This is a genomic window from Pseudonocardia sp. ZF1, from assembly GCF_056835605.1.
This window is the reverse complement of the sequence record NZ_JAJNBY010000001.1, coordinates 3,737,200-3,763,015: the sequence shown is the minus strand read 5'-3', so window position 1 is coordinate 3,763,015 and position 25,816 is coordinate 3,737,200. Positions and strand designations below refer to the sequence as shown.

The 25,816-nt window shown below is 75.9% G+C and carries 25 protein-coding genes; 15 read left to right on the top strand and 10 right to left on the bottom strand.

Annotation, left to right across the window (positions count from 1 at the left end; translation table 11 throughout):
* The 4 genes from ZF1_RS18105 to ZF1_RS18090 form a co-directional block, all read right to left on the bottom strand.
* A complete protein-coding gene (locus ZF1_RS18105) occupies nucleotides 1-390 on the bottom strand; it encodes a hypothetical protein (RefSeq protein WP_139282694.1) in 390 nt (129 codons plus the stop codon).
* On the bottom strand, nucleotides 356-1,711 hold the full coding sequence (locus ZF1_RS18100; protein WP_253069008.1) for an MFS transporter: 1,356 nt from the start codon (nucleotides 1,709-1,711) through the stop codon (nucleotides 356-358). Before ZF1_RS18100 ends, ZF1_RS18105 begins: the two co-directional genes overlap by 35 nt.
* Nucleotides 1,712-1,737: 26 nt before the next feature.
* Nucleotides 1,738-2,094: a hypothetical protein gene (locus ZF1_RS18095; RefSeq protein ID WP_073574423.1), complete on the bottom strand. Its 357-nt coding sequence runs from the start codon at nucleotides 2,092-2,094 to the stop codon at nucleotides 1,738-1,740.
* Nucleotides 2,095-2,262: 168 nt separating this feature from the next.
* A complete protein-coding gene (locus ZF1_RS18090) occupies nucleotides 2,263-2,829 on the bottom strand; it encodes a hypothetical protein (protein WP_073574213.1) in 567 nt (188 codons plus the stop codon).
* Nucleotides 2,830-3,114: 285 nt separating this feature from the next.
* On the opposite strand from ZF1_RS18090, the gene ZF1_RS18085 reads away from it, so the two are divergent.
* The 3 genes from ZF1_RS18085 to ZF1_RS18075 all read left to right on the top strand — a co-directional run bounded on the left by ZF1_RS18085 (nucleotide 3,115) and on the right by ZF1_RS18075 (nucleotide 5,085).
* Entirely contained in the window at nucleotides 3,115-3,540 is a 426-nt protein-coding gene (locus ZF1_RS18085) for a hypothetical protein (protein WP_073574212.1), read from the top strand.
* Nucleotides 3,541-3,725: 185 nt separating this feature from the next.
* Nucleotides 3,726-4,034: a hypothetical protein gene (locus tag ZF1_RS18080; protein WP_073574211.1), complete on the top strand. Its 309-nt coding sequence runs from the start codon at nucleotides 3,726-3,728 to the stop codon at nucleotides 4,032-4,034.
* A gap of 85 nt (nucleotides 4,035-4,119) precedes the next feature.
* On the top strand, nucleotides 4,120-5,085 hold the full coding sequence (locus tag ZF1_RS18075; protein WP_350589178.1) for an NADPH:quinone oxidoreductase family protein: 966 nt from the start codon (nucleotides 4,120-4,122) through the stop codon (nucleotides 5,083-5,085).
* A gap of 6 nt (nucleotides 5,086-5,091) precedes the next feature.
* Here ZF1_RS18075 and ZF1_RS18070 read toward each other — a convergent pair whose 3' ends face one another.
* From ZF1_RS18070 to ZF1_RS18050, 5 genes are all read right to left on the bottom strand, one after another.
* Entirely contained in the window at nucleotides 5,092-6,834 is a 1,743-nt protein-coding gene (locus ZF1_RS18070; RefSeq protein WP_179762383.1) for a hypothetical protein, read from the bottom strand.
* A 286-nt stretch (nucleotides 6,835-7,120) separates the two neighbouring features.
* Nucleotides 7,121-8,920, bottom strand: coding sequence for a BCCT family transporter (locus tag ZF1_RS18065; protein ID WP_482637869.1), 1,800 nt, complete (start codon nucleotides 8,918-8,920; stop codon nucleotides 7,121-7,123).
* Nucleotides 8,921-9,054: 134 nt separating this feature from the next.
* Nucleotides 9,055-10,404 (bottom strand): serine hydrolase domain-containing protein, encoded by a 1,350-nt coding sequence (locus tag ZF1_RS18060; RefSeq protein ID WP_482637868.1) that lies wholly within the window; start codon nucleotides 10,402-10,404, stop codon nucleotides 9,055-9,057.
* Between the two features lie 26 nt (nucleotides 10,405-10,430).
* Nucleotides 10,431-11,252 (bottom strand): DNA/RNA non-specific endonuclease, encoded by an 822-nt coding sequence (locus ZF1_RS18055; protein ID WP_482637867.1) that lies wholly within the window; start codon nucleotides 11,250-11,252, stop codon nucleotides 10,431-10,433.
* Nucleotides 11,249-11,791: an Lrp/AsnC family transcriptional regulator gene (locus ZF1_RS18050; protein ID WP_073574206.1), complete on the bottom strand. Its 543-nt coding sequence runs from the start codon at nucleotides 11,789-11,791 to the stop codon at nucleotides 11,249-11,251. The genes ZF1_RS18055 and ZF1_RS18050 overlap by 4 nt, the downstream gene beginning before the upstream one ends.
* 173 nt (nucleotides 11,792-11,964) lie before the next feature.
* Here ZF1_RS18050 and ZF1_RS18045 point away from each other — a divergent pair, with 173 nt between their 5' ends.
* The 6 genes from ZF1_RS18045 to ZF1_RS18020 all read left to right on the top strand — a co-directional run bounded on the left by ZF1_RS18045 (nucleotide 11,965) and on the right by ZF1_RS18020 (nucleotide 19,087).
* Nucleotides 11,965-14,265: a transketolase-like TK C-terminal-containing protein gene (locus ZF1_RS18045; protein WP_179762386.1), complete on the top strand. Its 2,301-nt coding sequence runs from the start codon at nucleotides 11,965-11,967 to the stop codon at nucleotides 14,263-14,265.
* A gap of 68 nt (nucleotides 14,266-14,333) precedes the next feature.
* Entirely contained in the window at nucleotides 14,334-15,122 is a 789-nt protein-coding gene (locus ZF1_RS18040) for a sugar phosphate isomerase/epimerase family protein (RefSeq protein WP_476651918.1), read from the top strand.
* Nucleotides 15,119-16,186, top strand: coding sequence for an ABC transporter substrate-binding protein (locus tag ZF1_RS18035; RefSeq protein WP_476651916.1), 1,068 nt, complete (start codon nucleotides 15,119-15,121; stop codon nucleotides 16,184-16,186). The genes ZF1_RS18040 and ZF1_RS18035 overlap by 4 nt, the downstream gene beginning before the upstream one ends.
* The gene (locus ZF1_RS18030) at nucleotides 16,183-17,232 is read left to right on the top strand and encodes an iron chelate uptake ABC transporter family permease subunit (RefSeq protein ID WP_482637866.1); all 1,050 of its coding nucleotides are present in this window, start codon (nucleotides 16,183-16,185) and stop codon (nucleotides 17,230-17,232) included. The genes ZF1_RS18035 and ZF1_RS18030 overlap by 4 nt, the downstream gene beginning before the upstream one ends.
* Nucleotides 17,229-18,293 carry a FecCD family ABC transporter permease gene (locus tag ZF1_RS18025; RefSeq protein ID WP_482637865.1) on the top strand — a complete coding sequence of 355 codons (1,065 nt, stop codon included), beginning with the start codon at nucleotides 17,229-17,231 and terminating at the stop codon, nucleotides 18,291-18,293. Before ZF1_RS18030 ends, ZF1_RS18025 begins: the two co-directional genes overlap by 4 nt.
* A gap of 2 nt (nucleotides 18,294-18,295) precedes the next feature.
* A complete protein-coding gene (locus tag ZF1_RS18020) occupies nucleotides 18,296-19,087 on the top strand; it encodes an ABC transporter ATP-binding protein (protein ID WP_405421769.1) in 792 nt (263 codons plus the stop codon).
* Nucleotides 19,088-19,295: 208 nt separating this feature from the next.
* Here the strand turns inward: ZF1_RS18020 and ZF1_RS18015 are convergent, their stop codons facing one another.
* Complete coding sequence (locus tag ZF1_RS18015; RefSeq protein ID WP_208824181.1) at nucleotides 19,296-20,537, bottom strand: MFS transporter; 1,242 nt, start codon at nucleotides 20,535-20,537, stop codon at nucleotides 19,296-19,298.
* A gap of 159 nt (nucleotides 20,538-20,696) precedes the next feature.
* Here ZF1_RS18015 and amiA point away from each other — a divergent pair, with 159 nt between their 5' ends.
* From amiA to ZF1_RS17985, 6 genes are all read left to right on the top strand, one after another.
* Nucleotides 20,697-20,816, top strand: a complete 120-nt coding sequence (amiA, locus tag ZF1_RS18010; RefSeq protein ID WP_345652532.1) for a streptamidine family RiPP — start codon at nucleotides 20,697-20,699, stop codon at nucleotides 20,814-20,816.
* Between the two features lie 100 nt (nucleotides 20,817-20,916).
* The gene (locus tag ZF1_RS18005) at nucleotides 20,917-21,744 is read left to right on the top strand and encodes a hypothetical protein (RefSeq protein ID WP_482637864.1); all 828 of its coding nucleotides are present in this window, start codon (nucleotides 20,917-20,919) and stop codon (nucleotides 21,742-21,744) included.
* The gene (locus tag ZF1_RS18000; protein WP_482637863.1) at nucleotides 21,741-22,301 is read left to right on the top strand and encodes a CocE/NonD family hydrolase; all 561 of its coding nucleotides are present in this window, start codon (nucleotides 21,741-21,743) and stop codon (nucleotides 22,299-22,301) included. Before ZF1_RS18005 ends, ZF1_RS18000 begins: the two co-directional genes overlap by 4 nt.
* A 334-nt stretch (nucleotides 22,302-22,635) precedes the next feature.
* Nucleotides 22,636-23,346, top strand: coding sequence for a CocE/NonD family hydrolase C-terminal non-catalytic domain-containing protein (locus ZF1_RS17995; protein ID WP_482637862.1), 711 nt, complete (start codon nucleotides 22,636-22,638; stop codon nucleotides 23,344-23,346).
* Nucleotides 23,343-24,704 carry a YcaO-like family protein gene (locus tag ZF1_RS17990; RefSeq protein ID WP_482637861.1) on the top strand — a complete coding sequence of 454 codons (1,362 nt, stop codon included), beginning with the start codon at nucleotides 23,343-23,345 and terminating at the stop codon, nucleotides 24,702-24,704. The genes ZF1_RS17995 and ZF1_RS17990 overlap by 4 nt, the downstream gene beginning before the upstream one ends.
* 681 nt (nucleotides 24,705-25,385) lie before the next feature.
* The gene (locus ZF1_RS17985; protein WP_482637860.1) at nucleotides 25,386-25,808 is read left to right on the top strand and encodes a hypothetical protein; all 423 of its coding nucleotides are present in this window, start codon (nucleotides 25,386-25,388) and stop codon (nucleotides 25,806-25,808) included.
* Nucleotides 25,809-25,816 lie beyond the last annotated feature (8 nt).

Sequence of the window (25,816 nt, the reverse complement as noted above, 5' to 3'; positions counted from 1 at the left end):
TCAGGGTTCGATTCCCAGAATGCGTGCCCCGAGCCGGGTCTCGCGGCCGGAGCCGTTGCACGCACCGCAGTTCCGCCAGGACTTCGTGGCGAGTGCGCCGTAGTGTCGCGGGCTGCCCTTGCAGCGCCCGCACCGGGTGAGGGGATGCAGGTAGAGCGACCCGATATAGAGGACGAGGGCCACCGCGCCGAGGATCACCAGAATGGTCGTCCCACTCGCCCCGTCCTGTTCCTCGGCCGCAGACAGCAGGAATTGCGTCATTCTCGTCGCCCCCGATGAATGGAGCGCGCGACCCCCTGTCGCCGCCCCGGCCACCGAGATTACGTCGCCGTTTCCGGAATCCTTGACCGGTTCATCACTGTTGATGATCGCCGGCCCGGTCGGCTGCATCGGCCGCCGGAACCCGTTGCGCCGTCCGGCGGAAGCCGAGCACGATCGCGGCGGACATCAGCATCATCACCGCGACCACCCACATCCCGGCGCGGGAGTCGCCGGTCAGGTCCTTCAGCCACCCTGCGACGAACGGCCCGGCGAACCCGGACAGGTTGCCGAAGGAGTTGATCAACCCGATCCCGGCGGCCGCCCCGGCACCGGTGAGGAACGCGTTCGGCAGCGCCCAGAACGGCGGGATGGCGGCGAAGACCCCGATCGCGCAGACGGTCACGCACACCATGACCAGCAGCGGTGAGTCCATGTACAGCGCGCCCGCGATCGCGACCGCCCCGACGACGGCCGGGACGGCCACGTGCAGCCCCCGCTCACCGCTGCGGTCGGAGTGCCGGGCCCACAGCACCATCGTCACCGACGCGATCGCGTACGGCACCGCGGTGATCAGACCGACCTCGACCAGCGAGTAGTCGGCGCCGAACTGCTGCTCGAACCCGGCGACGATCTGGGGCAGGAAGAACGCCAGCACGTAGAGCCCGAACACGATCCCGAAGTAGACCACCGAGAGGGCCACCACCCGGCCGTCGCGCAGGGCGGCGGCGACGCCGCGGTCCTGCCCGGCCGCCGCCGCGTCCTCGGCGGCGATCCGCTCCTCCAGCGCGACCGCCTGGTCGGCGGGCAGCCACCGGGCCCGGGTCGGGCGGTCCGGCAGCAGCCACAGCACCGCGATCCCCAGCAGCACCGCCGGGATGCCCTCGACGAAGAACATGAAGCGCCAGCCGGCGTCGAAGCCCAGGGCGCCGTCGCCGACCGAGATCAGCCACGTCGACAGCGGCCCGCCGACCACCGAGGACAGCGGCACAGCCAGGAAGAACAGCGCGACGATCCGTGCCCGCTCGACCCTCGGGAACCAGTAGGTCAGGTACAGGATGATGCCGGGGAAGAAGCCGGCCTCGGCGATGCCGAGCAGCACCCGCACGACGTAGAAGCCGATCTCGCCCTGGATGAACGCCGTCGACGACGCGACGATGCCCCAGGTCACCATGATCCGGGCGATCCAGATCCGGGCGCCGACCCGGTGCAGGATCACGTTGGACGGGACCTCGAAGAAGAAGTACCCGATGAAGAACAGCCCGGCGCCCAGGCCGTAGGCGGCCGCGGACAGGCCCAGGTCGGCGTTCATCGTCAGCGACGCGAACCCGACGTTGACCCGGTCGATGTAGTTCAGCAGATAGGCCAGGGCGAGCAGCGGGATGAGCCGCTTCGTCGCCGTCCGTACGGCCGTCGAGACCAGCACGCCTTCCCCCTCCGTTGCGGTGCGCACGCCCGCGCAGTCTCTCCGCCGGACGGTCAGTCCTTCAACCAGGCGTAGGCGGTGTGCCGGGAGACACCGAGCGCCGCCGCCATCGCGCTGACCTCGCAGCCGGCCTCGCGCCCGGCGCGCAGCAGCGCGCGGCGACGTTCGCGCGGCGCGTCCGCCGCCGCCCGCAGTTCCTCCAGCACGGCCGCGGACTCGGCGGATCCCCGGCGGCGGCCCACCCCGGGCCGGGAGAACGCGCGGACGGCGTCGGCGTCCCAGACCTTGCGGCCGCCCGGGCCGGGGTCGGGCAGCGGGGCCGGCGCCTGGCCGCGGGAGACGTAGGAGTTCCAGGTGCCCACCTGCACGCCCCAGTGGGCGGCGCACTCGTCGCTGGTCCAGGTCGTCACGAGGGCCGAGCCTGCCACGGCGCGCCGGGTGCGTCGCCGTCGGACGATGCGTCGATCGTGGTAAGCCGTTGTCGACGGACCGCCGGGGTCATCACACGTGATGATCAGGTCGTCACGGTCGGCGCCGGTCGAACCGGACGAGGTGTACCGGCGCGATCCTGCGCGCGCCTACGGCCGCAGCGCGGCGACCACCCAGCGCAGCGACGTCCGGTCGGTACAGGTGGCGAGCAGCTCGGCCTGCTCGGCGCTCCCGGCGTCGCGGCGACGGGCGTCGAACAGGTCCTCGACCAGGCCGGGCACGTCGCGGTGCTCCCCGGGCAGCGGCTCGTCGCCACCGGGCAGTCCGAGGCGGGCGACGACCAGGCGCAGCGTGCGGTGCCCGATCAGTCGCATACCCGGGGACAGCAGCGCGGAGTTCCGCGGAGGAGTGGTGCCGGCGGCGGTCTCCTGCCCGGGCAGCGGCACCGCACCGGGCGGCGTGCCGGGCAGGCTCACCGCGGACACGGCGATCACACCGCCGTCGAGCATGGCCCAGGCGTCGATCGCGGGACGGTGCGTCTCGCGCCCCGACGCGGTGGCCAGCCCCTGGTCGGCCAGCCACCGGCGTAGTCGCGGCCGCAGGTCCCAGCGCACGTCGAACACGCCCTCGGCCAGGTCGGACGGGGTGAACACCTCGTCCCACCGCGGGCCGCCGGACGCCCCGTTCCCGACACCCGTCTCGGGCTGGATCGCCATCTTCGTCCCCCGACCCGGGGCACGCGCGTTCCCGGGAGATCAGGATAGGACGGTCCGGACGGGCGCACAGGCTGGTGCACGCGGCCGTACCCACAGGTGTGATGACACGACCGACGCGGCGGTGAACGGCGTCGCCGACACGCCGATCAGCACGCGATGTCACAGTGTGTGAGCGGATATGCCGGTGTCTGCGTGACAGATGACACGATCGAGCGAGCCCGCCGCAGGCGGTAACGAGGCAGGATGAGTCGAGCGATCCACAAGTGACGGCGACGTGGAGGCGACATGGACGGGCAGTTCGACAGGGTTCCGGCGGTGCACCCGGGGATGATCCCCGCGGCACGGCGCTCGGTGGAGAACCTGCCGTCCGGACGAGGTGTGGTCGACGGCGAGCGGGGCCGCGTGCTGGCCCGCTACGCGCGGCTGATGCGGTCCGGCCGGCCGGAGGTCTGCCTCCCCGGGCGGCGCGAGATCTCCGAGCGCGAGCGGTTCGGCGCCTCCGCGACCGGCAGCGACGGCAAGGTCATCTACCCGGACCGGGACGCGGCCGAGAGCGCCGCCCGTGAGCTGGAGGCCCTCGGCGGGCGCCCGCAGCGGGCCTACCTGTGCCGGCGGTCCCGCCGCGGGCACTACCACCTGACCACCGACGCCGTCGCCCAGCGCCGTCGCGGCCCGGCGGAGCTCATCCCGCAGCCGCGCCGCGGCGACTGACCCGACCCGACATCCGACGACCCCCGGTGCCGCGGCACCGGGGGTCGTCGCGCGTCCGAGGCCGGTTCCCCACGGATGTCACACCGATGTGATGCGCGGCACACGCTGATCGTCTAGCGTGGGATGTGTCGGCGGTCACGTCACGGTCGAGCCGACGTTCCCACCACCACGCATCGGAGGGCCCCGTGAACCCGCACCTGCTGGAGGAGCGCGTCGCCACCGTCAACGGCGGTCGCGATCTCGCCGACCCCGCCCGTGCCCGGCTGCGCGCCCACAAGGCCACCGCGGACGCCTGCCGTCGGCGCGCCGCCGAGCGCCGCGCCGAGCTGGAGCGCGTCCTCTCCGGAGGCACCACCGGTGACGCCCTGGACCTCATGTTGGAGCTCGACGCCCTCGAGCGGGTGCAGGACCGCATCGACAACCGGCTCTCCGAGCTGTGCGACGCGCTCACCGAGCCGCGCACCCCGCGCTACGGCGACGCCCAGCCCGTGTAGCCCCGCCCGCGGCCCATGTGGATCACCCGCGCCCGTGGTTCGATGACCGGCGGACACCGCCGTCGGACCACGAGGGAGAGCACACGTGCGTGCAGTGCAGGTCAGCGAGCTGGACGGGCCGTCCGCGGTCCGTGTCGCGGAGGTCGAGCCGCCGGTCCGCGGTGACGGCGAGGTTCTGATCGACGTCGCCGCGGCCGGGGTGAACTTCCCGGACGTCCTGCTGACCAAGGGGATGTACCAGTACAAGCCGGAGCCGCCGTTCACCCTCGGCTCCGAGTGCGCCGGCACGGTGCGCGAGGCGGGCCCGGACAGCCGGTTCGCCGCCGGGGACCGGGTCGTCGCGTTCACCATGTCCGGGGTGTTCGCCGAGACCGTCTCCGCTCCGGAGCAGCACGTCTTCCCGCTGCCCGACGAGGTGGAGTTCGCGGCGGGCGCCTGCCTGCCGATGAACTACCTGACCGCGCACTTCACCCTCGACACCCGCGGTGGCCTGCGGGCGGGGGAGACGGTGCTCGTCCAGGGCGCGGCCGGGGGCATCGGGACCGCGGTGATCCAGCTGGCCGCCGCGATGGGGGCCACCGTCATCGGCGTCACCTCCACCGAGGCCAAGGCCGAGGTCGCCCGGCGCGCGGGTGCTGCCCACACCGTCGGCGTCGACGGGTTCAAGGACGCGGTCAAGGGCCTGACCGGCGGTGCGGGAGTCGACATGGTCGTCGACCCGGTCGGCGGGGACCGCTTCACCGACTCGGTGCGCTGCCTCGGCCCGCTCGGCCGTCTCATGGTCGTCGGATTCACCGCGGGGGACATCCCGACGGTGAAGGTGAACCGGCTGCTGCTGAACAACGTCGACGTCCGCGGGGTCGGCTGGGGTGCCTACGCGCTGGGACGCCCGGACTTCATCCGCTCGGAGTGGGACGCCCTGCTCCCGCACCTGCGTTCCGGCGCGCTCGACCCGCTGATCAGCGAGCGCTTCGGTCTCGACGACGCCGCGACCGCCCTGTCGCGCATCGACGACCGCACCGTCACGGGCAAGGTCGTGCTCCTGACCTGAGCCGGGTCAGCCTGCCGGCTCGAGGTTGTGCCGGACCGCGGTGCGCGGCAGCGGCGCCGTGGTCTCGGTGGCCGCCGCCGCGGTCCGCGGCGCCGGGGTGGGGCCGACGTGGCGGTGCGGCGCCGGCACCACCACTGGCTCGGCGACGTGCAACCGGTGGCGGGCGGCGACCGCCCGCCCGGCCGGGCCGGTCGCGGTCAGCGCGTGCAGCGCGAGGGCCCGGTGCGCCGGGACCTCGCAGCGGCGCAGGAAGCGGTCCAGCTCGCGCACGGCGTCCCCGGGGTGGCGGGCGAGCGCCCACGCGGCGAGCTCGGCCTCGGCGACGTCGGCCCGCACCCCGCTCATCCGCACGCACACGTACTCGACGTCCTCGTCGGCCAGCTCCCCCGGCGCGGGCAGGTGCATGCCCTGCTCGGTCAGGTACTCGTGCACCGCCCACAGCCCCATCGGGGTCAGCGCGACGACCGTGGGGTCCGGGTCGTCGCGGTGCGCGACCCGGGACAGCTCGTCCAGCTCGTCGGCATCGAGGGTCTCGGTCAGCTCGATCGCCCCGAGCAGCTCGCAGGCATCCAGCAGGGCCGTGACGTCGCGGCGCCACAGCCGCTGTTCGACGTCGCCTGCGAGGTCGTCGACCACGCAGCCGGCCTCGTCGTTGACGGCGTCGCGGACCTGGCGGTGGAAGTGCTCGAGCGGGACCTGCCCGCCGCCGGTGGCGTAGAGGCCGACCCACAGCATCGGGAACGCCTGGGACATCGACATCCCGAACAGCGACGGTGCGCCGAACACGTCGGTCCCGCCCAGGCTGTCGCCGAGACGTCCGACCGACTCGAACACCCGGCGCCACAGCTCGATCGGCCGGTTCAGCAGCGGGCCCGCGCTCTTGACCGGCAGCAGCCGCCCACGCACCACGCGGACCAGGCGCGCCGAGCGGGCCCAGCGCAGCAGCAGCGACACCTCGGGCAGGTCGTCGCTGGTACGGGCGGTCTCGCGGTAGATGTGGTCGAGCTGCAGGTGCGCGGCGAGGTCGAGCGCGTCGGTGCGGTCGAGGCGACCGTCGGAGGTGAGCCGGCGCCCCGCCCGCACCCACAGGGTCAGCTTGCGGAGCAGCTCGAGGGCCTCGGAGCGCTCCGCGGCGTCGACGAGCGCCGCGGCGCCGGGCATCGGTACCGGCGGCAGCTCCGGGTTCCACTCGGCGCGGGTGGGACGCTGCGCCTCGCGCCGCATGATCTCGGCGAGCGCGTGCCGGTCGACGTCGGTCTGCCCGGCGCCGGCGCGGTCGAGGAACCGCTGCACCGCGGCCGGGTCCGCGGGGTCGACGCCGTGGCGGTGCAGCTGCACGCCCCAGAACTTGCCGAGGTCGTAGTTGCGCTCGTCGGCGAGACCGTCGTGCAGGGCGGGTGTGGAGTCGAGGACCTGACGGTGCAGCGCGTCCGCCGGGTGCGACTGCGGGTCGAACCAGTCGTGCTCGTCGACGAAGTCGATGAGTGCATGGAAGGCGGGGGCGACGTCGTCGGGCTCGAGCACGGTCACCTTGCGCGGGAACCACATGCCCAGCGCGTCGGCGATGTGCGAGCGCGTCCAGCGGCCCAGCCTGCGGTCGCGCGCGTACTTGTAGTCCAGCACGGCGGCGACGAGCGCGGTGTCCACCTCGACGCGACGGCGGCGGGCCCAGAGGGAGAACTGCTCCAGCAGGCGGCTGCGGGCCTCGGCGTACCCCTGGTCGTCCCCCGGGGTGAAGACGAGACGCATCCGGCCCACTGTGTCAGGTCCCTCCCATCCGCTCCGGCTGCGGCGCAGCACTTTCCGATGATCGTCGGTGCGCGCGGGGGCCGTGCACCGGGTGGTCGCAGGAGGTCCAACGAGCGCGGTCGGCCCGGGTCACTCCCGACCGCTCACCGTCGGTGGGCGGTCGCTCACGGGTCGTCCGATCGTCCGGCCGTCCCCGCGACCGTGAGCCCTCGACCCTGCCACGGACGACGGCGGCCGGACACCCCGGGGAGGGTGTCCGGCCACCGTCGTGTGCGACGAGAGGTGGTCAGTCGCCGCCGACCGGGCTGTCGCGCCGTTCGGCGGTCGCCCGGGTCGACTCGTCGCCGGTCCGCCCCTCCGGCTCGTCGGCCCCGGCCGCGACGGGACCGTTGCCGGAGCTGTCATTGCCGTCGGCGGGTGCGTTCCCGTCGGTCGTGTCGAACGCACCGACCTTGACGTAGAAGTTCTCGCCGTGGTTGTCGGTGGCCCAGTCGACCGCCTGCTCCAGCACCTGCGCGCCCTTCTCGTCCCGCAGCACGACCTTGTCGCGACGCAGGTCCTTGAACAGTGCGAAGCACAGCAGCACCATGATCACGACGAACGGCGCCGCGACCAGGATGGTCAGGTTCTGGATGCCGTCCAGGGCGTTCTCCCCGCCGGTGACGAGCATCAGCACGGCGACCGCACCCATGACCGAGCCCCAGAAGACCACGACCCACTTGCTGGGCTCGATGGTGCCGCGCTGGGACAGCGTGCCCATGACGATCGACGCGGCGTCCGCGCCGGACACGAAGAAGATCGCGACCAGGAGCATGACCAGCAGGCCGGTGAAGGTCGCCCACGGGTAGGCGCCGAGCATCTGGAAGAGCTGGACGTTGGAGTCGTCGGAGAACTGCGTGCCCTGCTGGGCCTGGGTGATGGCGGTGCCGCCGAAGATGCAGAACCAGACCAGCGAGACCAGGCTCGGCGCGAGGATGACGCCGCCGACGAACTCACGGATGGTGCGCCCGCGCGAGATCCGCGCCAGGAACATGCCGACGAACGGCGTCCACGAGATCCACCACGCCCAGTAGAAGACGGTCCAGCCGGACAGCCACTCGAGCATCGGGGCGCCGCCGACGGCCTCGGTGCGTCCGACCATCTCGAAGAACTGGGAGAAGTACGCGCCGATCGACGTCGGGATCAGGTCAAGGATGATCACCGTCGGTCCGACGACGAACACGAAGAACGCCAGCACCGCCGCCAGGACCATGTTGGTGTTGGACAGCCACTGGATGCCCTTCTCGACGCCGGAGACGGCGGAGAGGATGAACGCGGCGGTCAGCACGATGATGATCGCGGCGAGTACCCAGGGGCTCACCTGGCCGTCGACCCAGCCGACGGTCTGCATGCCGCCGCCGATCTGGAACGCGCCCAGGCCCAGCGAGGCCGCGGAGCCGAACAGCGTCGCGAAGATCGCGAGGATGTCGATGCCCCGGCCGATGGAGCCCTCGGCGGCCTTGCGCCCGATCAGCGGTATGAAGGCCTGGCTGATGAGCTGACGGCGGCCCTTGCGGAAGGTGGAGTAGGCGATGGCGAGGCCGACGACGGCGTAGATCGCCCACGGGTGCAGCGTCCAGTGGAACAGCGAGGTCGCCATCGAGGTCTGCAGCGCGTCGATGGTGCCGGGCTCGGCCGCGCCGGGCGGCGGCGACTGGAAGAAGGTCAGCGGCTCGTTCACGCCGAAGAACATCAGCCCGATGCCCATGCCGGCGGAGAACATCATCGCGATCCAGGAGACCGTGCGGAACTCGGGCTCCTCGTCGTCGGCGCCGAGCTTGATGCGCCCGAACCGGCTGAAGGCCAGGAACAGCGCGAAGGCCACGAAGGCGGTCGCGGCGAGGATGAAGCCCCAGCCGCCGCCGCGCATCAGCCCGCCGAGCATCGCCTCGGCCGTGGCACCGAGGGTGTCGGCGCTGAGCAGCCCCCACAGCACGAACAGCAGCGCGAGCGCGGCGCCGACGCCGAACACGATCCAGTCGGTGCGGGGCCGGTCGTCCCCGGTCGTGTCCGGACGGCCGTCCGGTGGTGATTGGGCCTGTGTCATACGTGGTCACGCCCGCATGTCGGGCGCATCCCCCCTCCGCTCTCGTTCGTGCAGAAATTGTGCACAAGTCGTTTGTGTGCCGAAAGTGTAGGTACTGGACCGTCCCGTGTCGCTGTGCAGGCCGAACCGTGATGTCAGGAGGTGGTCCAGCCCTCGTCGGAGACGCCACCGGGGACCGGTGCGGCCGGGTCGTAGGGGGTGCGGGTGAAGACGAACGTCGCCAGCCACAGGTGGTCGCGGGCGATCCGCAGGGTCTCCCCGGCGAAGTAGCCGTCCAGGCCGACCCAGGTGCCGTCCGGGCCGGGCCGGAACCGCGACGCGCGTCCGGGGCGCCCGAGGCCGCCGAGGTGCAGCAGCCCGCCGCCGACCGAGCGCAGCGCGTAGGGGGAGGGACCCCAGAACCACGGTCCGAGCAGCTCGGGGTCGACCGGGCAGGGCTGCGGGGCCCACGGCGCGACGATGCGGGGCTCGGCGACCCGCAGGTCGTTCAGCAGCCCGGCGGCCAGCCCGCTGTCCATCCCGGAGGTGGTGTTGCCCATCGCCAGGGCGCCGGCGCCCTCCTCGCGGTCCACCCAGAGCCCGGCGAGGAAGCCGGGCATGGATCCGCCGTGCCCGACCAGCGTCGTCGTGCCGCCGCCCTCGGGCCGGTCGAACCGCAGGACCTGCACGCCCAGGCCGTAGCCTGCCCAGACCGGCGACGTCGGGTCGACGCCCGCGGGCAGCGTCATCTCCTCGACCGTCGCCGGGGAGAGCACTTCGCCGGTGTCGCCGAGCAGCAGGGCGCCGAGCCGGGCCAGGTCCGCCGCGGTGCACCACAGCTGCCCGGCGGCGGCCATCACCCCGGCGTCGTGCTCGGGCTCGGCCAGCACGAGGTCGGCCCACGGGTGCACCGCCCGTCCCGCCGCGGCGGGCTGCTGCGGGCGGGTGGAGGTACGGGTCATGCCCAGCGGGAGCAGCACCTCGTCGCGGGCGACGTCGGTCCAGGCGCGGCCGCGGAGGCGGGCGACGACCTCGCCGAGCAGCCCGAAGCCGAGGTTGGAGTAGTGGAAGCGGCGCGCGGCGGGCAGCACCCGGTCGGCGTCGCCGAGGCCCAGCTCCTCCAGCGTGCCGCCGGGGGTGCGCTCCCACCACCGGCCGGGGCTCTCCGAGCCGGCCCCGGCCAGGTGGGACAGCAGCTGACCCAGGGTGCGGTCGCCGAGCGGGGTGCCGGGGAGGTGCCGGTCCAGCGGGTCGTCGAGGTCGAGCAGTCCCTCGTCGCGCAGCCGCAGGACGGTGACCGCGCAGACGGTCTTGGAGATGGAGCCGATCCGGTACTGGACGTCGTCCTCGGCGGCCGCGTCCGGCAGCGCTCCACGCCCGGCGTGCCAGACGAGGGCGCCGTCGCGGACCACCCCGGCGACGAGGGAGGGGACGCGGCCGTCGCGCTGGGCGCGGGCGACGCGGGCGAGCAGGGTGCGCTGGGTGCTGGGGAGCAGCTCGGTCACGGGGCGACCCTAGATCCCCGGCGTGCTCACAGTCCGCGGATGTCGGCGAACGAGCGCAGCCGCACGGCCCGCTCCGACAGTGCGGCGGGCACCGGCTCGGGTACCGGCATCCGGTCCGCCGCGGTCAGCGGGCCCAGGTCGAGCCCGGTGAGCTCGCCGATCCGGGCCACCGGCACCTGGAACGTGCGGTACGGGCCCAGCGGCGGCGGGTCCCCGGGCGCCGGCTCGGCGAGGTCGCCGAGCAGGGGTGTCTGGTCCAGCAGGTAGGCGGTGGTGCCGAGCGCGCCGCCGACGACGAAGGCGCCGATCTTCCAGAACAGCCGCGGGATGCGCACACCGCGGTACTCCGGGTCGTCGTCGGCCAGGACGGGGCCGGTGAACACCACGAGCCGCCGGTCGTGGTCGCCCGCGTTGTCGAGCAGGTAGTCCTCCAGCCCGCCCCAGGTCTGCTTGTCCTGGTTGAACGCGGCGGCCTGCGGGGCGGCGTTGGTGTAGTGGAACGTGTCGGACTCCGCCGTCGCGGCCTCGGCGGCCCCGCCCCACACCGGGTCCTGGCGGCGGACCAGGTGGCCGCGGTCGAGGTCGTTGTCGGCGTAGAGCTCGGCGCCGGCCTGCTGCCCGGCGGGCAGCCGGTCGTCGAGGCGCCAGTCGTCGGAACGTTCGAGCCGGCGCAGGGTCGCCCCGTCGATCGCGACGGCGGTGGCCGCGGCCAGGCGCCGGTCGGGCCGGTGCAGGGTCGCGAAGTGGGTGTAGGGGAGCAGCACGGTGTCGGTCCCGGGCAGCGTCGGCATCGGCGTCGCGACGCCGAGGAAGTCCGGGTCGAAACCGGGGGCGGCGGGGGCGCTCATCGGCGTGACGGTAGCGGTGCCGGGTGAACGGCGGGTGCGCCTGCGCCGCCGTCGGTCAGGCGGTGCAGCAGCGGGGCGGTGCGGAACCCGACCAGCGAGCGCATGACCAGCGACGTCGACGTGCGCTCCACCCCGCCGATCGCGAGGAGGTGCCCGGCGATCCGGTAGAGGTCGTCGGCGTCGCGGGCGACCAGGTGCACCAGGAGGTCCTCCGGTCCGGAGACGCCGTGCACCTCCAGCACCTCCGGTACCCGGTCCAGTGCGTCGGCGACGGCGGCGAGCTCGCGCTGCACCACCCGCACCGTCACGAACGCGGTCAGCGGGTAGCCGAGCGCCGCCGGGTCGACCCGACGCTCGAAGGTGTCCAGTGCGCCGAGCCGGTCCAGCTTGGCCAGCCGGGCCTGCACGGTGTTGCGGGACAGGCCGACCCGTTCGGCGAGGGCGAGCACCGTCGCGCGCGGGTCCTGCGCCAGGGCCAGCAGCAGCCGGGCGTCGTGGCCGTCGAGCGCGGCCCGCCCGTCACCGGTCGTTCCCGTCACCTGGTGCCCCCTCCTCGTGTCCGCAGGTGCGCATTATGCCGTCCCGGCGCGCGTCCCGCCCGGCCCGGCGCGTGCACTCTGCTCAGTCGTACGGGCTGTGGTTGTGCACTCGTCGATGTGGTGGTGGGCTGACTGGGCAGGCTGCATGGGCGACGAGGCTGGAGTGGTGGGCGATGGGCACGCAGACGGTGACGACGGACACGCTCGTCGAGATCGAGAAGCGGGTGCTCTGGCTGTCCACCGCGATCGTCGACGCGGCCAACCGGCGCGGTGACCCCAGCGGGCTGAAGGTGGGCGGGCACCAGGCGTCGTCGGCGTCGATGACGACGATCATGACCTCGTTGTGGTTCGAGCACCTGCGGGCCGGGGACCGGGTCTCGGTCAAGCCGCACGCCTCGCCGGTGCTGCACGCGATCAACTACCTGCTCGGCGAGCTCGACGAGCGCTACCTGAGCACGCTGCGCGCCTTCGGCGGGCTGCAGTCCTACCCGTCGCGGTCCAAGGACCCCGACCCGGTCGACTACTCGACCGGCTCGGTGGGCATCGGCGCGACCGCCCCGATCTGGGGTGCGCTGGCCCGCCGCTACGTCGACACCCACTTCGGGGGTGCCGGAGAGGGCAGGCAGTACTCCCTGGTCGGCGACGCCGAGCTCGACGAGGGCGCCGTCTGGGAGGCCATCCTCGACCCGATGGTCGGTGAGCTGGGCGAGGTCGTGTGGATCGTCGACCTGAACCGGCAGTCCCTGGACCGGGTCGTCCCCGCGATCGGCGCGCCGCGGATCGAGGGCATGTTCTCCGCGGCCGGCTGGCAGGTCCTCACCGTCAAGTACGGCAGGCTGCTGCACGAGCTGTTCGACCGCCCCGGCGGCGACGCGCTGCGCGCCCGGATCGACACCATGCAGAACGCGGAGTACCAGCGGCTGCTGCGCTGCGACGCCGACGAGGTCCGCACCCGGCTCCCCGACGGACACGCCGACCTGGCGGAGCTCGTCGCCGGCCTCGACGACGACACCCTGCTCGCCGCGGTGCGCAACCTCGGCGGGCACGACACCGCCGCGCTGCGCGACGCGTTCTCCGCGATCGACGACACCCGGCCCACGGTGATCCTCGCCTACACGGTCAAGGGCCACGGCCTCGCGACCGCGGGCCACCCGCAGAACCACGGCTCGATCCTGAGCGCCGACCAGGTCCGCGAGCTGGCCGACGCCGTCGGCGCCGACCCCGACGACCCCTGGCGGCGCTTCGACCCGGAGTCCCCGGCGGGCGAGGTGGTGGCCGGCGCGGCGCAGCGGCTGCACCGCGACCCGGTCGACGACCAGCCGGTCCCGCCGCTGCCGACCGACATCGGACGCACCCCGACCGGGCGGGCCACCACCCAGGCCGCGCTCGGCCGGGCGCTGCTCGACCTCACCCGCGAGGCCCCCGAGGCGGCCGGCCGGGTGGTCACGCTCTGTCCGGACGTGTCGTCGTCGACGAACCTGGGCGGCTGGGTGAACAAGGTCGGCGTCTGGTCGACCGCGGAGCGCAAGGACTGGTTCGACGACGATCCCGAGACGATCCTGCACTGGCGCGAGCGGCCCACCGGCCAGCACCTGGAGCTGGGCATCGCCGAGGGGAACCTCGTCGGGGCGCTGGGGGAGCTGGGGGCGACCTGGTCGCGCTGGGGCCGTCCGGTGCTGCCGATCGGGGTGCTCTACGACCCGTTCGTCGAGCGCGCGCTGGAGCCGTGGTCGTTCGGCATCTACGCGGGTGGCCAGTCGATCCTCGTCGGCACGCCCTCCGGGGTGTCGCTGGCCCCCGAGGGCGGTGCCCACCAGTCGGTGACGACGCCGTCGGTCGGGCTGGAGCAGCCCGGCTGCGTCACCTACGAGCCGGCGTTCGCCATCGACACCGAGTGGACGCTGCTCGCCTCGCTGGCCCGGCTCGGCCGTCCGGACGGCACCAGCGCCTACCTGCGCCTGTCGACCCGGCCGGTGGACCAGACCCTCGCGGCGGTCCCGGCCGACCCGGCCGCGCGCGAGCGGCGCCGGCGTCAGGTGGTCGCCGGGGCCTACCCGCTCCGCCGCGCCGCGGGCACACCGGCGCTGACCATCGCGGTCGCCGGTGCGCCGACGACCGAGGCGCTCGCCGCGGCGGACCGGCTCGCCGAGCTCGGCCACGACGTCGACGTCGTCGTGGTGACCAGTCCGGGGCTGCTGTTCGACGCCCTGCAGGCCCGTGCCGGACGCCCCGCCCGTCCGCAGGCCGAGCCGTGGATCCTGGAGTCGGCGTTCCCCGCGCGCCGGGCCGCGCCGCTGGTCACCCTGCTCGACGGGCACCCGCACACCCTCGCGTTCCTCGCCGGGGTCAACCGGGTCCCCGCGACGCACCTGGGCGTGCACCGCTTCGGTCAGTCCGGCGACCTCGCCTCGGTCTACGCCCACCACGGGCTCGACGCGGACACGGTCGTGGCGGCCGGACTCGACCTGCTCTAGGCGGAACCGGACATCGGGTGACGTACGTCGCTGGATCGCGCAATCGATAATGACTACGGTTACCGACCATGCTGCTTCTGGGGTTGGCGTCGGTCACCTTCCGTGAGAGGTCCGTTCCGGACGTCGTGCGCCTGGCGGTCGACGCCGGGTCCGAGGTCGTCGAGTGGGCCGGGGACCGGCACGTCCGCCCCGGTGACCGGGCGGCGGCGTCGGCGGCCCGCGGTGCCTGCGCGGGCGCAGGGCTGCGGATCGGCACCTACGGCAGCTACCACAAGGCCGGTGCGTCCGACCCCGGCGAGTTCGACGCCGTCGTCGCGACGGCGGCCGAGCTCGGCGCCCCGCGGGTACGGGTCTGGGCCGGGACGGCGGCCTCGGCCGACGTGTCGCCCGCCGGGCGCGCCGCCACCGTGGACGCGCTGCGGCGCTGTGCCGACGCCGTCGCCGAGCGGGGGATGGGGCTGCTCGTCGAGCACCACGTCGAGTCCCTCACCGACGGCCTCGACACCGCGCTGAGGCTGCGCGCCGAGGTCGGCCACCCCGCCCTGGTCACCCACTGGCAGCCGCGCGAGCTGCCCGACACCGACGTCTGCCTGGCCGAGGTCCGCGCGCTGCGCCCGGCCACCGTGCACGCGTTCTCCTGGGGCGCCGACGGATACACCGAGCGGCTGCCGCTCGGCGACCGCGCCGACCTGTGGGCCCCGGTGCTCGCCGAGCTCACCGCGCAGTCCCGCGACGACGGCACCGACACCGAGGTGCTGCTGGAGTTCGTCCCCGGCGACACCGCCGCCTCGCTGAGCCGCGACGCCGCCGCGCTGCGCGACCTGCGGGCCGGTCGCGACCTGGCCGGTGCGCGATGAGCGCCCGTCGCCTGCCCGCCGATGCCGATGCCGGCTCCGCCGCAGCCGCTCGCACCGCCGCCGCCCGGTCCCGTGCCTCCCGGATCGCCGCCCTGCTGCCGGTCGCGCTGGTCGCCCTGCTGCTCGCCGGGTGCGGTGGGACGGCCGCGCCCGCGCCGGAGGCGGCCGCCGGGCGGCCCGCCGTCAGCCGGGACGTCGCACCGCTGGAGCCGGCACTCTCGGTCACCGACCCGCGCGGCACCGCCGTCGCCGTGCCGGCCCCGCCGACGCGCATCGTCTGCCTGACCGGCCTGTGCGACGACATGGTCGTCGAGCTGGGGCTCACCCCGGCCGGCACCTCCACCCCGGCCCTGCTGAAGAACCCCGTCCTGCTCGGCGAGCGCGCCGCGCAGGTCCCGACCGTCGCCGGCAGCTTCGGCAGCGAGGACGTCGAGTCCATCGCCGCGCTGCGCCCCGACCTGGTGATCGGGCTCGGCGGAGTGCACGAGCCGCTGCGTGCGGCGATCGAGCGGTTCGCCCCGCTGTGGCTGGTGCAGCCGACGACCTGGGAGGAGTCGGTCGGCTACCTGCGGGACCTGGGGTCGCTCACCGGACGCACCGCCGAGGCCACCGCGGGCGAGCGGCGCTTCCGCACGACGCTGGCCGACGGCGTCGAGCGGGCGCGCGCCACCGGCCAGGCCGACCGGAAGGTCCTGCTGATGTACGGCAGCGCCGACACGATCGGCGTCGACACCACCGACACGGTCAACGGGAACCTGCTCGCGACGCTCTACGACTACCCGTTCGTCCCGCGCGGCGCCGACGTCGAGACCGCGAGCACCTACAGCGTCGAGGAGATCCTCGCGCAGGCCCCGGACGTGGTGTTCGCGTTCTCGCTGCTGTTCTCCTCCGCCGACCGCACCCTGACCGACCAGCTCGCCGCGAACCCGGTGTGGGCCCAGGTCCCCGCGGTGCAGCAGGGGAACGTGCACGAGATGGACCCGCGGCTGTGGGGCAGCGGGCGCGGCACGCGCAGCCTGGGCGCGATCGTCACCCAGTCGCTCGCGGTGGTCCCCGGCCGGTGAGACGGGCCCTGCTGCTGCTGGCCGTCGCGGCCGGGGCGGTGCTGCTCGCCGCGCTGGTCCTCGGGACCGGCACCCCGGCCGTCGCGCCGCACCGGCTGCCCGCCGTGCTGGGCGCGGCGGGCGGGATCGAGCACGTCGTGGTCACCGAGCTGCGGGTGCCGCGGCTGCTGCTCGGTGTGCTCACCGGCGCCGCGCTCGGGCTGGCCGGGTTGCTGCTGCAGGACGGTCTGCGCAACCCGCTCGCCGTCCCCGAGCTGCTCGGGGTGTCCTCCGGTGCGGCGGCCGCGGTGGCGGTCACGGTCGTCACCGGGGCCGCGGTCCCGTTCGCGCCGCTGCTGCCCGCCGTGGTCGGCGCGGTGACCGGGGGAGCGCTCACCCTGCTCGCCGTCCGCGGCGCCGTCGGCCCGGCCGCGGTCCTGCTGATCGGAGCCGGGGTGGGCGCGGCGCTGCAGGCGCTGCTGCTCGCGGCGGTCGCCATGACCGGCTCCTCGGAGCAGGGCGTGCTGGTGCGCTACCTGCTGGGCTCGCTGACCGGCACGACGTGGGCGACGGTGACGCCGGTGCTGCCCGCGCTGGCGGTCGCGTTCGTCGCGGGGGTCGCGGTGCTGCCGCTGCTGGGGCCGCTGCGTCTCGGCGACGACGCCGCCTCCGCGCTGGGCCTGCGCACCGGGGCGGCCCGGGCGGCGGTGCTGGGCGTGGCCTGCCTGCTCGTCGCGGCCGTCGTCGGCCCGGCGGGGCCGGTCGCCTGGGTCGGGTTCCTCGCCCCGCAGCTGGTGCGGGTGCTGCTCCCCGCGGCCCGGCCGCTTCCCCGCGCCGCGGCCTGCGCCGGGGCGGGCGCGGCCGTGGTCGTCGTCGCGGACCTGCTGGCCCGCACCGTGCTCTACCCGGTGGAGCTGCCGGTCGGCGGCTTCACCGCGGGGGTCGCGATCGTCGCGGGCGGGCTGCTGCTGGTGTGGCGACGCCCGCGGGCCGCCCGCACGGCCGGTCCCGCCCGCACGGCCGGTCCCGTCCGCACCGACGGTCCCGCCGCGGCGGTGGACCGGTGAACCGCCCGGTGGGCCGGGGCGTGCCGCTCGTGGCCCGGTTCGGGCTGCTCGGACTGTGCGTGGCGGTCGCGGCCCTGGCCGGGCTCCTGGTCGGCACCGCCGTCGGGCCCGGCACCGCGCTCGCGGCGCTGGCCGGGGTCGCGGACCCGCTGTCCACCGACCTCGTCCGGGAGCTGCGGGCACCGCGGGTCCTGGTCGGGCTCGCGGCCGGTGCCTGCCTCGGCGTCGCCGGGACGGTGCTGCAGGCGGTGCTGCGCAACCCGCTCGCCTCCCCGGAGGTGACCGGCGTCGGCTCCGGCGCGGTGCTCGGCGCGGTGCTGGGGACCGTGCTCGGCGGACCGGTCGGCACCCCGCTCGGCGTGCTCGGCGTGGCCCTGCTCGGCGGCACGCTCGGCGGCGGGGTGCTGTGGCTGCTCGCCGGTCGGGCCGCGGGGCCGGGCACCGCGGACCCGCTGCGGCTGGCCGTCGTCGGGGTGCTGGTGTCGGCGGTGCTCGGCGGGACGACGTTGATGCTGCTCACCGCCCGCCCGCAGCTGGCCGGGTCGATGGTCCGGTGGCTGGTCGGCTCGCTCAACGGGCGTGGCTGGGAGCACTGGGACGCGCTCTGGCCGGTCGCGCTGACCGCGGTGGTCCTCGCGGTGCTGCTCGGCCCGGTGCTCGCCGTCCTCGGCGTCGACGACGACCACGCCCGCGGCGTCGGCCTCGCCGTGTCCGGGTGGCGCTCGGCCGCGGTGCTGCTGGCCGTGCTCGCCACCGGCGGGGCGGTCGCGGCGGTCGGGGCGCTCGCGTTCGTCGGGCTGCTCGCCCCGCACCTGGCCCGTGCGGTGCTCGGGCTGCGGGGCGCGGCCGACCCGCGGCTGCTCGTGCCCGCGTCGGCGGCGGCCGGGGCGGGCACGGTCGTCGCGGCCGACGTCGTCGCCCAGGTGCTGACGGCGCTCGCCCCGGCCGGGGACCGGCCGATCGGGGTGCCCGCGGGAGCGGTGACGGCGGTCGCCGGCGCGGTGGTGCTCATCGGGATCGTCCGCCGACGGTCCCGTACGACGGTGGGAGGTGCGCTGTGACGGTGCTCAGGGCCGAGGGGGTGACGGTGCGCTTCGACGGGCGCACCGTGCTCGACGGCGTCGACCTGGCGGTCGACCGCGGGCAGTGGCTGTCGCTGGTGGGACGCAACGGCTGCGGGAAGACCACGCTGCTGCGGGTGCTCGCCGGGTTGCACCGGCCCGACGCGGGCGCGGTGCACCTGGCCGACCGGCCGCTGGCCGGGACCCCGCGCCGGGAGGTCGCGAAGCGGGTCGCGGTGCTGCCCCAGGCCCTGCCGCCGCTGGGCGGGGTGACCGTGCGGGCGCTCGTCGCACAGGGCCGCTACGCCGTCCGCGGGCCGCTGGGCATGCTCGGCGGCGGCGCCGACGCGGCGGTCTCCGACGCGTTGGCGGCCACCGGCACGCAGGCGTGGGCCGACACCCCGGTCGAGCTGCTGTCGGGCGGGGAACGCCAGCGGGTGCGGATCGCGCTCGCCCTGGCCCAGGACGCCCCGGTGCTCCTGCTCGACGAGCCCACCACCTACCTCGACGTCCGCCACCAGCTGGAGGTGCTCGACCTGGTCCGGGAGCTGCAGGAGCAGCGCGGCCTGACCGTCGTCGCGGTGCTGCACGACCTCGCCCAGGCCGCGCGGTGCGCGGACCGGATCGTCGCGCTGCGCGACGGGCGGGTGCACGCCGACGGCGCACCCGGCGACGTCGTCGACGACCGGCTGCTGGCCGAGGTGTTCGGCGTGCGCGGGGTCGTCTCGACCCACGAGGGGCGGCTGACCTGCAGCTACCTCGACGCCGACCCGGTCCGCAGCGTCAGCGCCTGAGCCCGGCGTCGGCGCCCTGGTCCGGAGTCGGCGCGCCGACCCCGGCAGCTGCGTCCGACCCCGGCCGCGGCGCCCGCGTCGCCGGGCGTCGCGTTGTCGTGGTTCCGGCCACCGTGTCGTCACCGCCGGCGGCCGGCCGACGATCGAGATGCACGTTCCGGCCCTCTCCGGGGCGGAAACGTGCATCTCGCGGGACCCGCGACGGGCCCTACCCGCGGGCGGCCCGGCGCAGCGGCGGGGTGAGCCACGCCAGCGCGACCCCGGCGGCCAGCACCGCGGCCCCGGCCGCCAGACCGCCGCGCGGGCCCGCCGGTGTCGTCGCCACGACGCCGGCCAGGGCCGCCCCGGCGGGGGTGCCGAGGCCCCAGGACAGCATCCGTGCGGTCGTCGAGACCCGGGCGCGGGCGTGCTCGGGCGTGACCTGCAGCCGGTAGGTGACGGCGTTGAGCACGACCGTCGAGTACGCCGCCCCGAACGCCGTCGCGGCGAGGAGTGCGGGGACCCAGTGCGTCGCGGACACCACCGCGACCGCGCAGGCCAGCGACACCGGCAGCCCGGCCAGCGCGAGCCGCGCCCCGCCCCAGCGCTCCGACAGCCGCGGGACCAGCCGGGCCGCGGCCAGCCCGCCCACACCCCAGCAGGCGAACAGGAGGCCGAGCCGGGCGTCGCCGTCGGCGCGGATGCCGAGCACCCGGTCCGCCCACGGCACGGTCATCGCGAGCCAGGCACCGCCCGCGACGGCCTGGGTGGTGCCGACCAGCGTCAGCGTGCGGACCACCGGATGGCCCATGAGCAGTGCCAGGCCTTCGCGCACGTCGGCGAGGATCCGGGTCGGCGCGCGGGTGCCGGGCCCGGGGGACAGGCTCCCGGCGACCGACCGGATCAGCAGTGCCGACGCGACCGCGGTGAGCGCGGTGACCGACAGCAGCCCGGCCGGGGCCAGGGTCGCGACGGCCAGCCCGGCGAGCGGCGGCACGACCAGCTCGACGACGGTCGTCGCGCCGTAGAGGGTGGAGAACGCCGCGGTGATCCGGTCGGGCCCGACCAGCGTGGGCAGGGCGCCGAAGTTCGCGGCGTCGAAGAAGACGAAACCGGTCTGCACCGCGACCGCCGTGCCGAGCACCTGCCACGGGGTGAGTACCCCGGCCCACCAGGCGAGCGGGATCCCCGCGAGCACCGCGCCGCACGCCAGGTCGACGCCGACCATGAGCCGCCTGCGGTCGACCCGGTCGGCCAGCGCTCCCGCGACCAGCCCGAACAGCAGGTAGGGGAGTGCCTCCGCGGTCGCGATCGCCGCCGTCCACGCGGGCGAGCCGGTCAGCCGGTAGACGAGCACGGGCAGGGCGACCGCGGCGACCAGGGAGCCGGCGACCGAGACGACCCGGGCGGCGAGGTAGCGGCGCAGGTCGGCGCGTTCGTGCTCGGGGGCGGTCGGGGCCGTCTCGCTCACGGGGTCCTTCCGTCGGGGATGCGCGAACCATAGTGTGAAACGACAGTCATCACCAATAGTGGGTAACGAGACGTGAACCACTGTTGAAAATCGATGTCGTTTGTGATCACGATGGAGTGGTCCGGAACCGGACGAAGTCACCCACTGGAGGAGAAAACGATGAAGGACGTCTTCACCGAGCTCGAGGCCGAGCGCGCCCTGCCGCACAACTCCGCGAGCCACTCCAACGCCCTCGTCGAGAACCCGTTCGCGACCGAGCAGGCCGCCGAGCAGGAGTGACACCCGCCGCGGGCCCGGCACCGGTGACGGTGCCGGGCCCGCGGTCTGCCGTGACCGACCGACGGACCAGGGAGTGCCAGTGGAACGACTGCGACCGGGCGTGAGCGTGTTCGAGGTCCCCGGGCGGGGCTCGGCGCTGCGGGAGGCCTCCGGCCGGTTGCGTGGGGTCGAGCTGCCCCGCGGCACGGTCGAGGCACTGACCCGCTGGTTCGACGGCGCCGACCCCACACCTCCGCCGGGACTCGACCCGGAGCGCGGCGCGTTCGCCGCGGCCGGGTACCTCGACGACACCCGCCCGGCCCGGACGGCCACCGTGACCGTCGGCGGTGACGGCGCGCTGGCCGACGCCGTCGCCACCGCGCTCGCCGGGCCCACCGTGCGGGTGCTGCGCGGGACGGTCGGAGAGCTCCCGGCCCGCCCGGACCCCTCGCGCCCGGCGACCGGCGTCGACCCCACGGATGGCGCGGATGCGTCCACGACGCCGACCGCGGTCTGCGTCGTCGCCGACGGGCCGGCACCCGCCTCCTGGACCGCGCTGGACCGGCTGCCCGACCGCGGGACGGCCGTGTTCCGGCTCGCCGTCGAGGGCCGGCACGGGATCCTGGAACCTCCCGCCGTACACCCCGGCGACGCCGGGCACGCCGACGTCCGCGCCCGCCGTCTCGCCGCGGCCGGATCCGGGCACCCGCACCTGCTCGCGTACTGGGAGGCCGCCCCGGCCGCCCCGACCGGGCCCGGCGACCACGCCCTGCTGGCCGCGCTGCTCGCCGCCGACGTGCGCGCCTGGGCCGCCGGCCACGACGTCCCGGCGGTCGGTGACCTCGTCCCGTCCGCCCTGCCGGCCCGGCGCCGTCTGCGGGTGGTCGACCTCGACACCGCCGCCATCGCCGACCACCCACTCCTGCCGGTCCCCGACAGCGCGCCGTGACCGACCCCGCCCGGCCCGGCCCGGCCGTCCAGGGCGCCGACGACCTCGACCTGACCGCGCCCGACGGGGTGCGGCTCGCCGCCACCCTCGTCCGCCCCGCCGCAGCGACCTGGCCCGCGGTGCTCATCCGCACCCCCTACGGCCGCGGGCGGCTGCTGCCCGAGGCCCGCGGCTGGGCCGCGCACGGGTTCGGCTGCCTCGTCGTCGACGTCCGGGGGCGCGGCGGCTCCACGGGGGAGTTCCGGCCCTACGCCCACGAGACCGGCGACGGCGTCGCCGCGCTCGCCGCGCTGCGCGCGACCCCCGGCTGCGACGGCCGGGTCGTGCTGGCCGGCGCCAGCTACGGGGCGCACTGCGCGGTCGCCGGTGCCCTCGCCGACCCCGGCGTGTGCGGGTGCTCGCCGCGGTACCGGCACTCGGGCCCGGCGAGACCGCCCGCGAACCCGGCGGCGCCGCCCGGCTGGCCTGCCGGATCGGCTGGTGGTCCGAGCACGGTGCGGGCGCGCGTCCCGCCGCCCCGTCGGCGGCCGCGACCCTGCCGGTCTCCGGTGCCCTGACACCCGCCCCGGACGGGTGGGCCGACCTGTGGGACGCACCCGAGGAGACCCCGTGGCTGTGGTCGGGGATCGCGCGGGCCGCGATGCCGCTGCTCGCCGTCGGGGGCACCGCGGACCCGTTCGCCGCCCGGACCCGGGAGCTCGCCCGGCGCTGGGGCGGGCCGTCGCGGCTCGTCCTGGGGCCGTGGGGGCACGAGCTCGACGCCCCCGCACCCGGCGCGGTCCTGGCCGGGCGGCGGATCGGCGCGGTCTACGCCGCCTGGGCCCGCGCCGCGGTGCAGGGCCGGCCGCGGGGGCGCGGGGCACTCGTCGCGGTGGGGAGACGGGGCGCTGGGTGCGGGCCGGGGACGGGCCGGAAGTCACGGTCGCCGCGTCGCCGCCGGACGGGTTCCCCGCCGGCTTCGTCGCCGACCCCGAGCGGCCCGTCCGGTCCCGCCCGCCCGGCGCACCCACGCCGGCTCTCGCGCCGACCGACGGCGCCGCTCCCGCCGCTACGCCCCCTGCGGCGACCACCGCCACCAGCACCGGGACGACCGCCGCAACCACCAGCGCGACGATCGCCGCAAACACCAGCGCGACCACCGCCGCGACCACCGAGTCGGCCGCCGCGGGCCGTCCTGCCGACCGGGTCGTCGCCCACACCCCGCCCCTGCCGGCTGGGGTGCTCGCCGGGCCCCTGGTCGTCACCGTCACCGGTGACACCGACGCCCCGGACGCCGACTGGGTCGTCCGGGTGGGACTCCGCGGCCACGACCTCGTCACCGCCGTGCACCGGCGCCGCGGTCCGGCGTCGCGGGAGGTCGTCGTCACCACCCCGCCGGTCGGTGCCGCGCTCGCCGAGGGCGACCGGCTGCGCATCGAGATCGCCGGGCACCACTGGCCCGCACACGCCCGCAACCCGCACACCGGGCGGGACCCGGCGCACGCGACCGAGCTGCGCGCCGACCGCCGCACCGTCCACGCGCTGCGCCTGGACCTGCCGCACGTCCGACCCGGCCGCGACGAGGTCACCGCGGCCGCCATCCCCGAGGAGGTCACCCTGTGACGGCACCGACCGTTCCCGTACTGCCGGTGGAGGCGCTGGTCGACCCGCTGGGCGGGATCGTCCGCCGGCTGGTCGACGTCGCCCCCGTGCCGGGGCTGCCCGCCGCCTACACCGCCGTCACCGCGGAGGTGTCCGACGCGCGCCGGCTCGGCGCCTGGCCCGCGGACCGGGTCAGCCTCGGCACCACCTTCGGCGACCGCGACGGCGCCCGCACCGCCGCACTCGGCGAGGCGGTCGAGCGCTACTGCGGCAACCGCGTCCCGCGCGACCTGCCGCTGACCACGGCCGCGGAGCTGCGCGCCGCGGGACACCGGTGCTGGGGACCCGAGGAGCTGCCGCTGCTCGCGCACTGGCAGGACGGCCGCCCCTACCAGCGCTTCACCGAGGACCTGCCGATCCGCTGGATCGCCGGCGTCGAGGCCGACGAGGAGCCGACCTGGCTGCCCGCCTCCTGGGCGCTGCTCAACCACCACAGCGGGGCCCGTCGCGACGAGCCCCGCTTCCACCACCTCAACTACGCCGGCATCGCCACCGGCGACGGCGCCGTCGACGCCCACCGGCGCGGCCTGCTCGAGCTCGTCGAACGCGACGCGCTGGAACGCTGGTGGCACCTCGGGCTGCCCTCGCACGGCATCGACCGTGCCTCGGTCCCCGGCCTCGACGCCGCGCTGGCCGGGGCCGCGTTCGACGTCCACCTCGTCGAGCTGCCCACCGAGTACCCGGCGGCCGTGGTCGGTGCCGTCGTCGTCGACCCGGAGACCGGGATCGTCGCCGGGGGCGGCGCCGCCCGTTTCGACGCCGCCGAGGCCGCCACCAAGGCGGTGCTGGAGGCCGTCCACACCTGGGTGTTCACCCGCGGACTGCTCGACCCCGACGGCTGGGTGTACGCCTCGATCGACGCCGGTGTCCTCGCCCGCGGCCTCTACCTCGACCACCGCACCGACCGCCGTTACCGCGACGACGCCGGCGGGCGCTACGCCGCCGTGCGCGACCTCGGCGCCCAGGTGCAGGTGTGGCTCGACCCGCGCGTGCAGGAGGAGCATCTGCCCCGGTTCACCGCGCCCGCGACCCGCGGCCCGCTGCGCACCGGGCCGGCCGGGGACCTCGCGTCGCTGACCGCCGCGCTGCTCGCCGACGGGCACCGCATCGCCCGCGTGGACCTCACCACGCCCGACGTCGCCGAGACCCCCTGGCGGGTGGTCCGCACCTGCGCCACCGGGCTCGTCCCCAACGCGCCCGCCGCGTTCCGGTACTGGGGGCTGCCCCGCTGGCGCGACACCGCCCGCGCCCACGGGCTCGACCTCGACCCGGCCGCCGGTCCCGACGGGCTCGTGCACTGCCCGCCGCCGTTCCTGTGACGGTGCCGCCCCCGGGCCGGGCCGCACCGCCCCCGGGCCCGGCCGCACCGCCCCCGGGCGGGGCCGCACCGGGGCCCGGACCGGAGGGGCAGCGGCACCGGACCGGCGGCGCCGAGGAGGCCCGGACCGCCGCGGCGTTCCGGCTCGCCTGGTCCGGCGCCGACCCGGGCCCCACCGACCACACCGCCCGCCCCGCCGAGGCGACCACGGCGGCCCGGCCGGTGCCCCTGCCCCGCGACGGCACGGGGACCGGTGCACTGCTGGCGCTGTCGCTGGCCGCCGCCCCGGACCGGGTGGTCGGCGGGGTGCGGCTGCGCCGGGTGCCGTCGGCGGGCGGCCGCTACCCGGTCGACGCCCGCGTCCACGACCCGACCACGGGCGGCCGCGACGGCGGTCGCGTCTACGACCCGCTCGCCCACGCCCTCGACGGCGGTCCCGCCGACCCGGGTCCCGACGACCACGCGGACCTCGTCCTCCACCTCGCACCGGAGCGGACCACGTGGCGCTACGGCCCCCGCTCGCTGCCGGTGCTGCTGCTCGACCTCGGCCACGCGGCCGCCGCCGTCCTCGCCGCCTCGGCGACGCTGCGCCGACCCCGCACGGCCCACCTCGTCCCCGACGGCGACCGCTCCCGTGTCGTGCTCACGAGCGGACCCGGCCCCGACGGCGCCGTCCCGCTCGGTGCGAGCGCGGACCCGTACCCGGCGGGCGTGCTCCGCGCACGCCGCTCGGCGCCGTTCGCGAGCCTCCGTCCGCCGGTCGCGGACCCCGGGCTCGACCGGGTCGCCCGGACCCGGCTCGGCGCGGGACAGCACGCGACCCTGCTCGACGCGGGCCACCCGCTCGCGGGCGCTTACCCGGCGGGCCTGCGGCCTGCCCGACCTCACCGGCGTCGGCGGGCTGCTCGTCGTCACCGGGGACGTCGACCCCGGCCCGGACACCGTCGCCCAGCACGTCCGGGCCGGCCTCGCCGTCCACGACGCCTGGCTGACCGCCACCGCGGCCGGGCTCACGGCCCGGCCGGTCGGCTGCTGGGTCGAGGCGGTGCTGCACGGACCCGGCGGCCGGGGCCGGGTGCACCACGCCCTCGCGCTCGGCGCCTGACCCGCCGG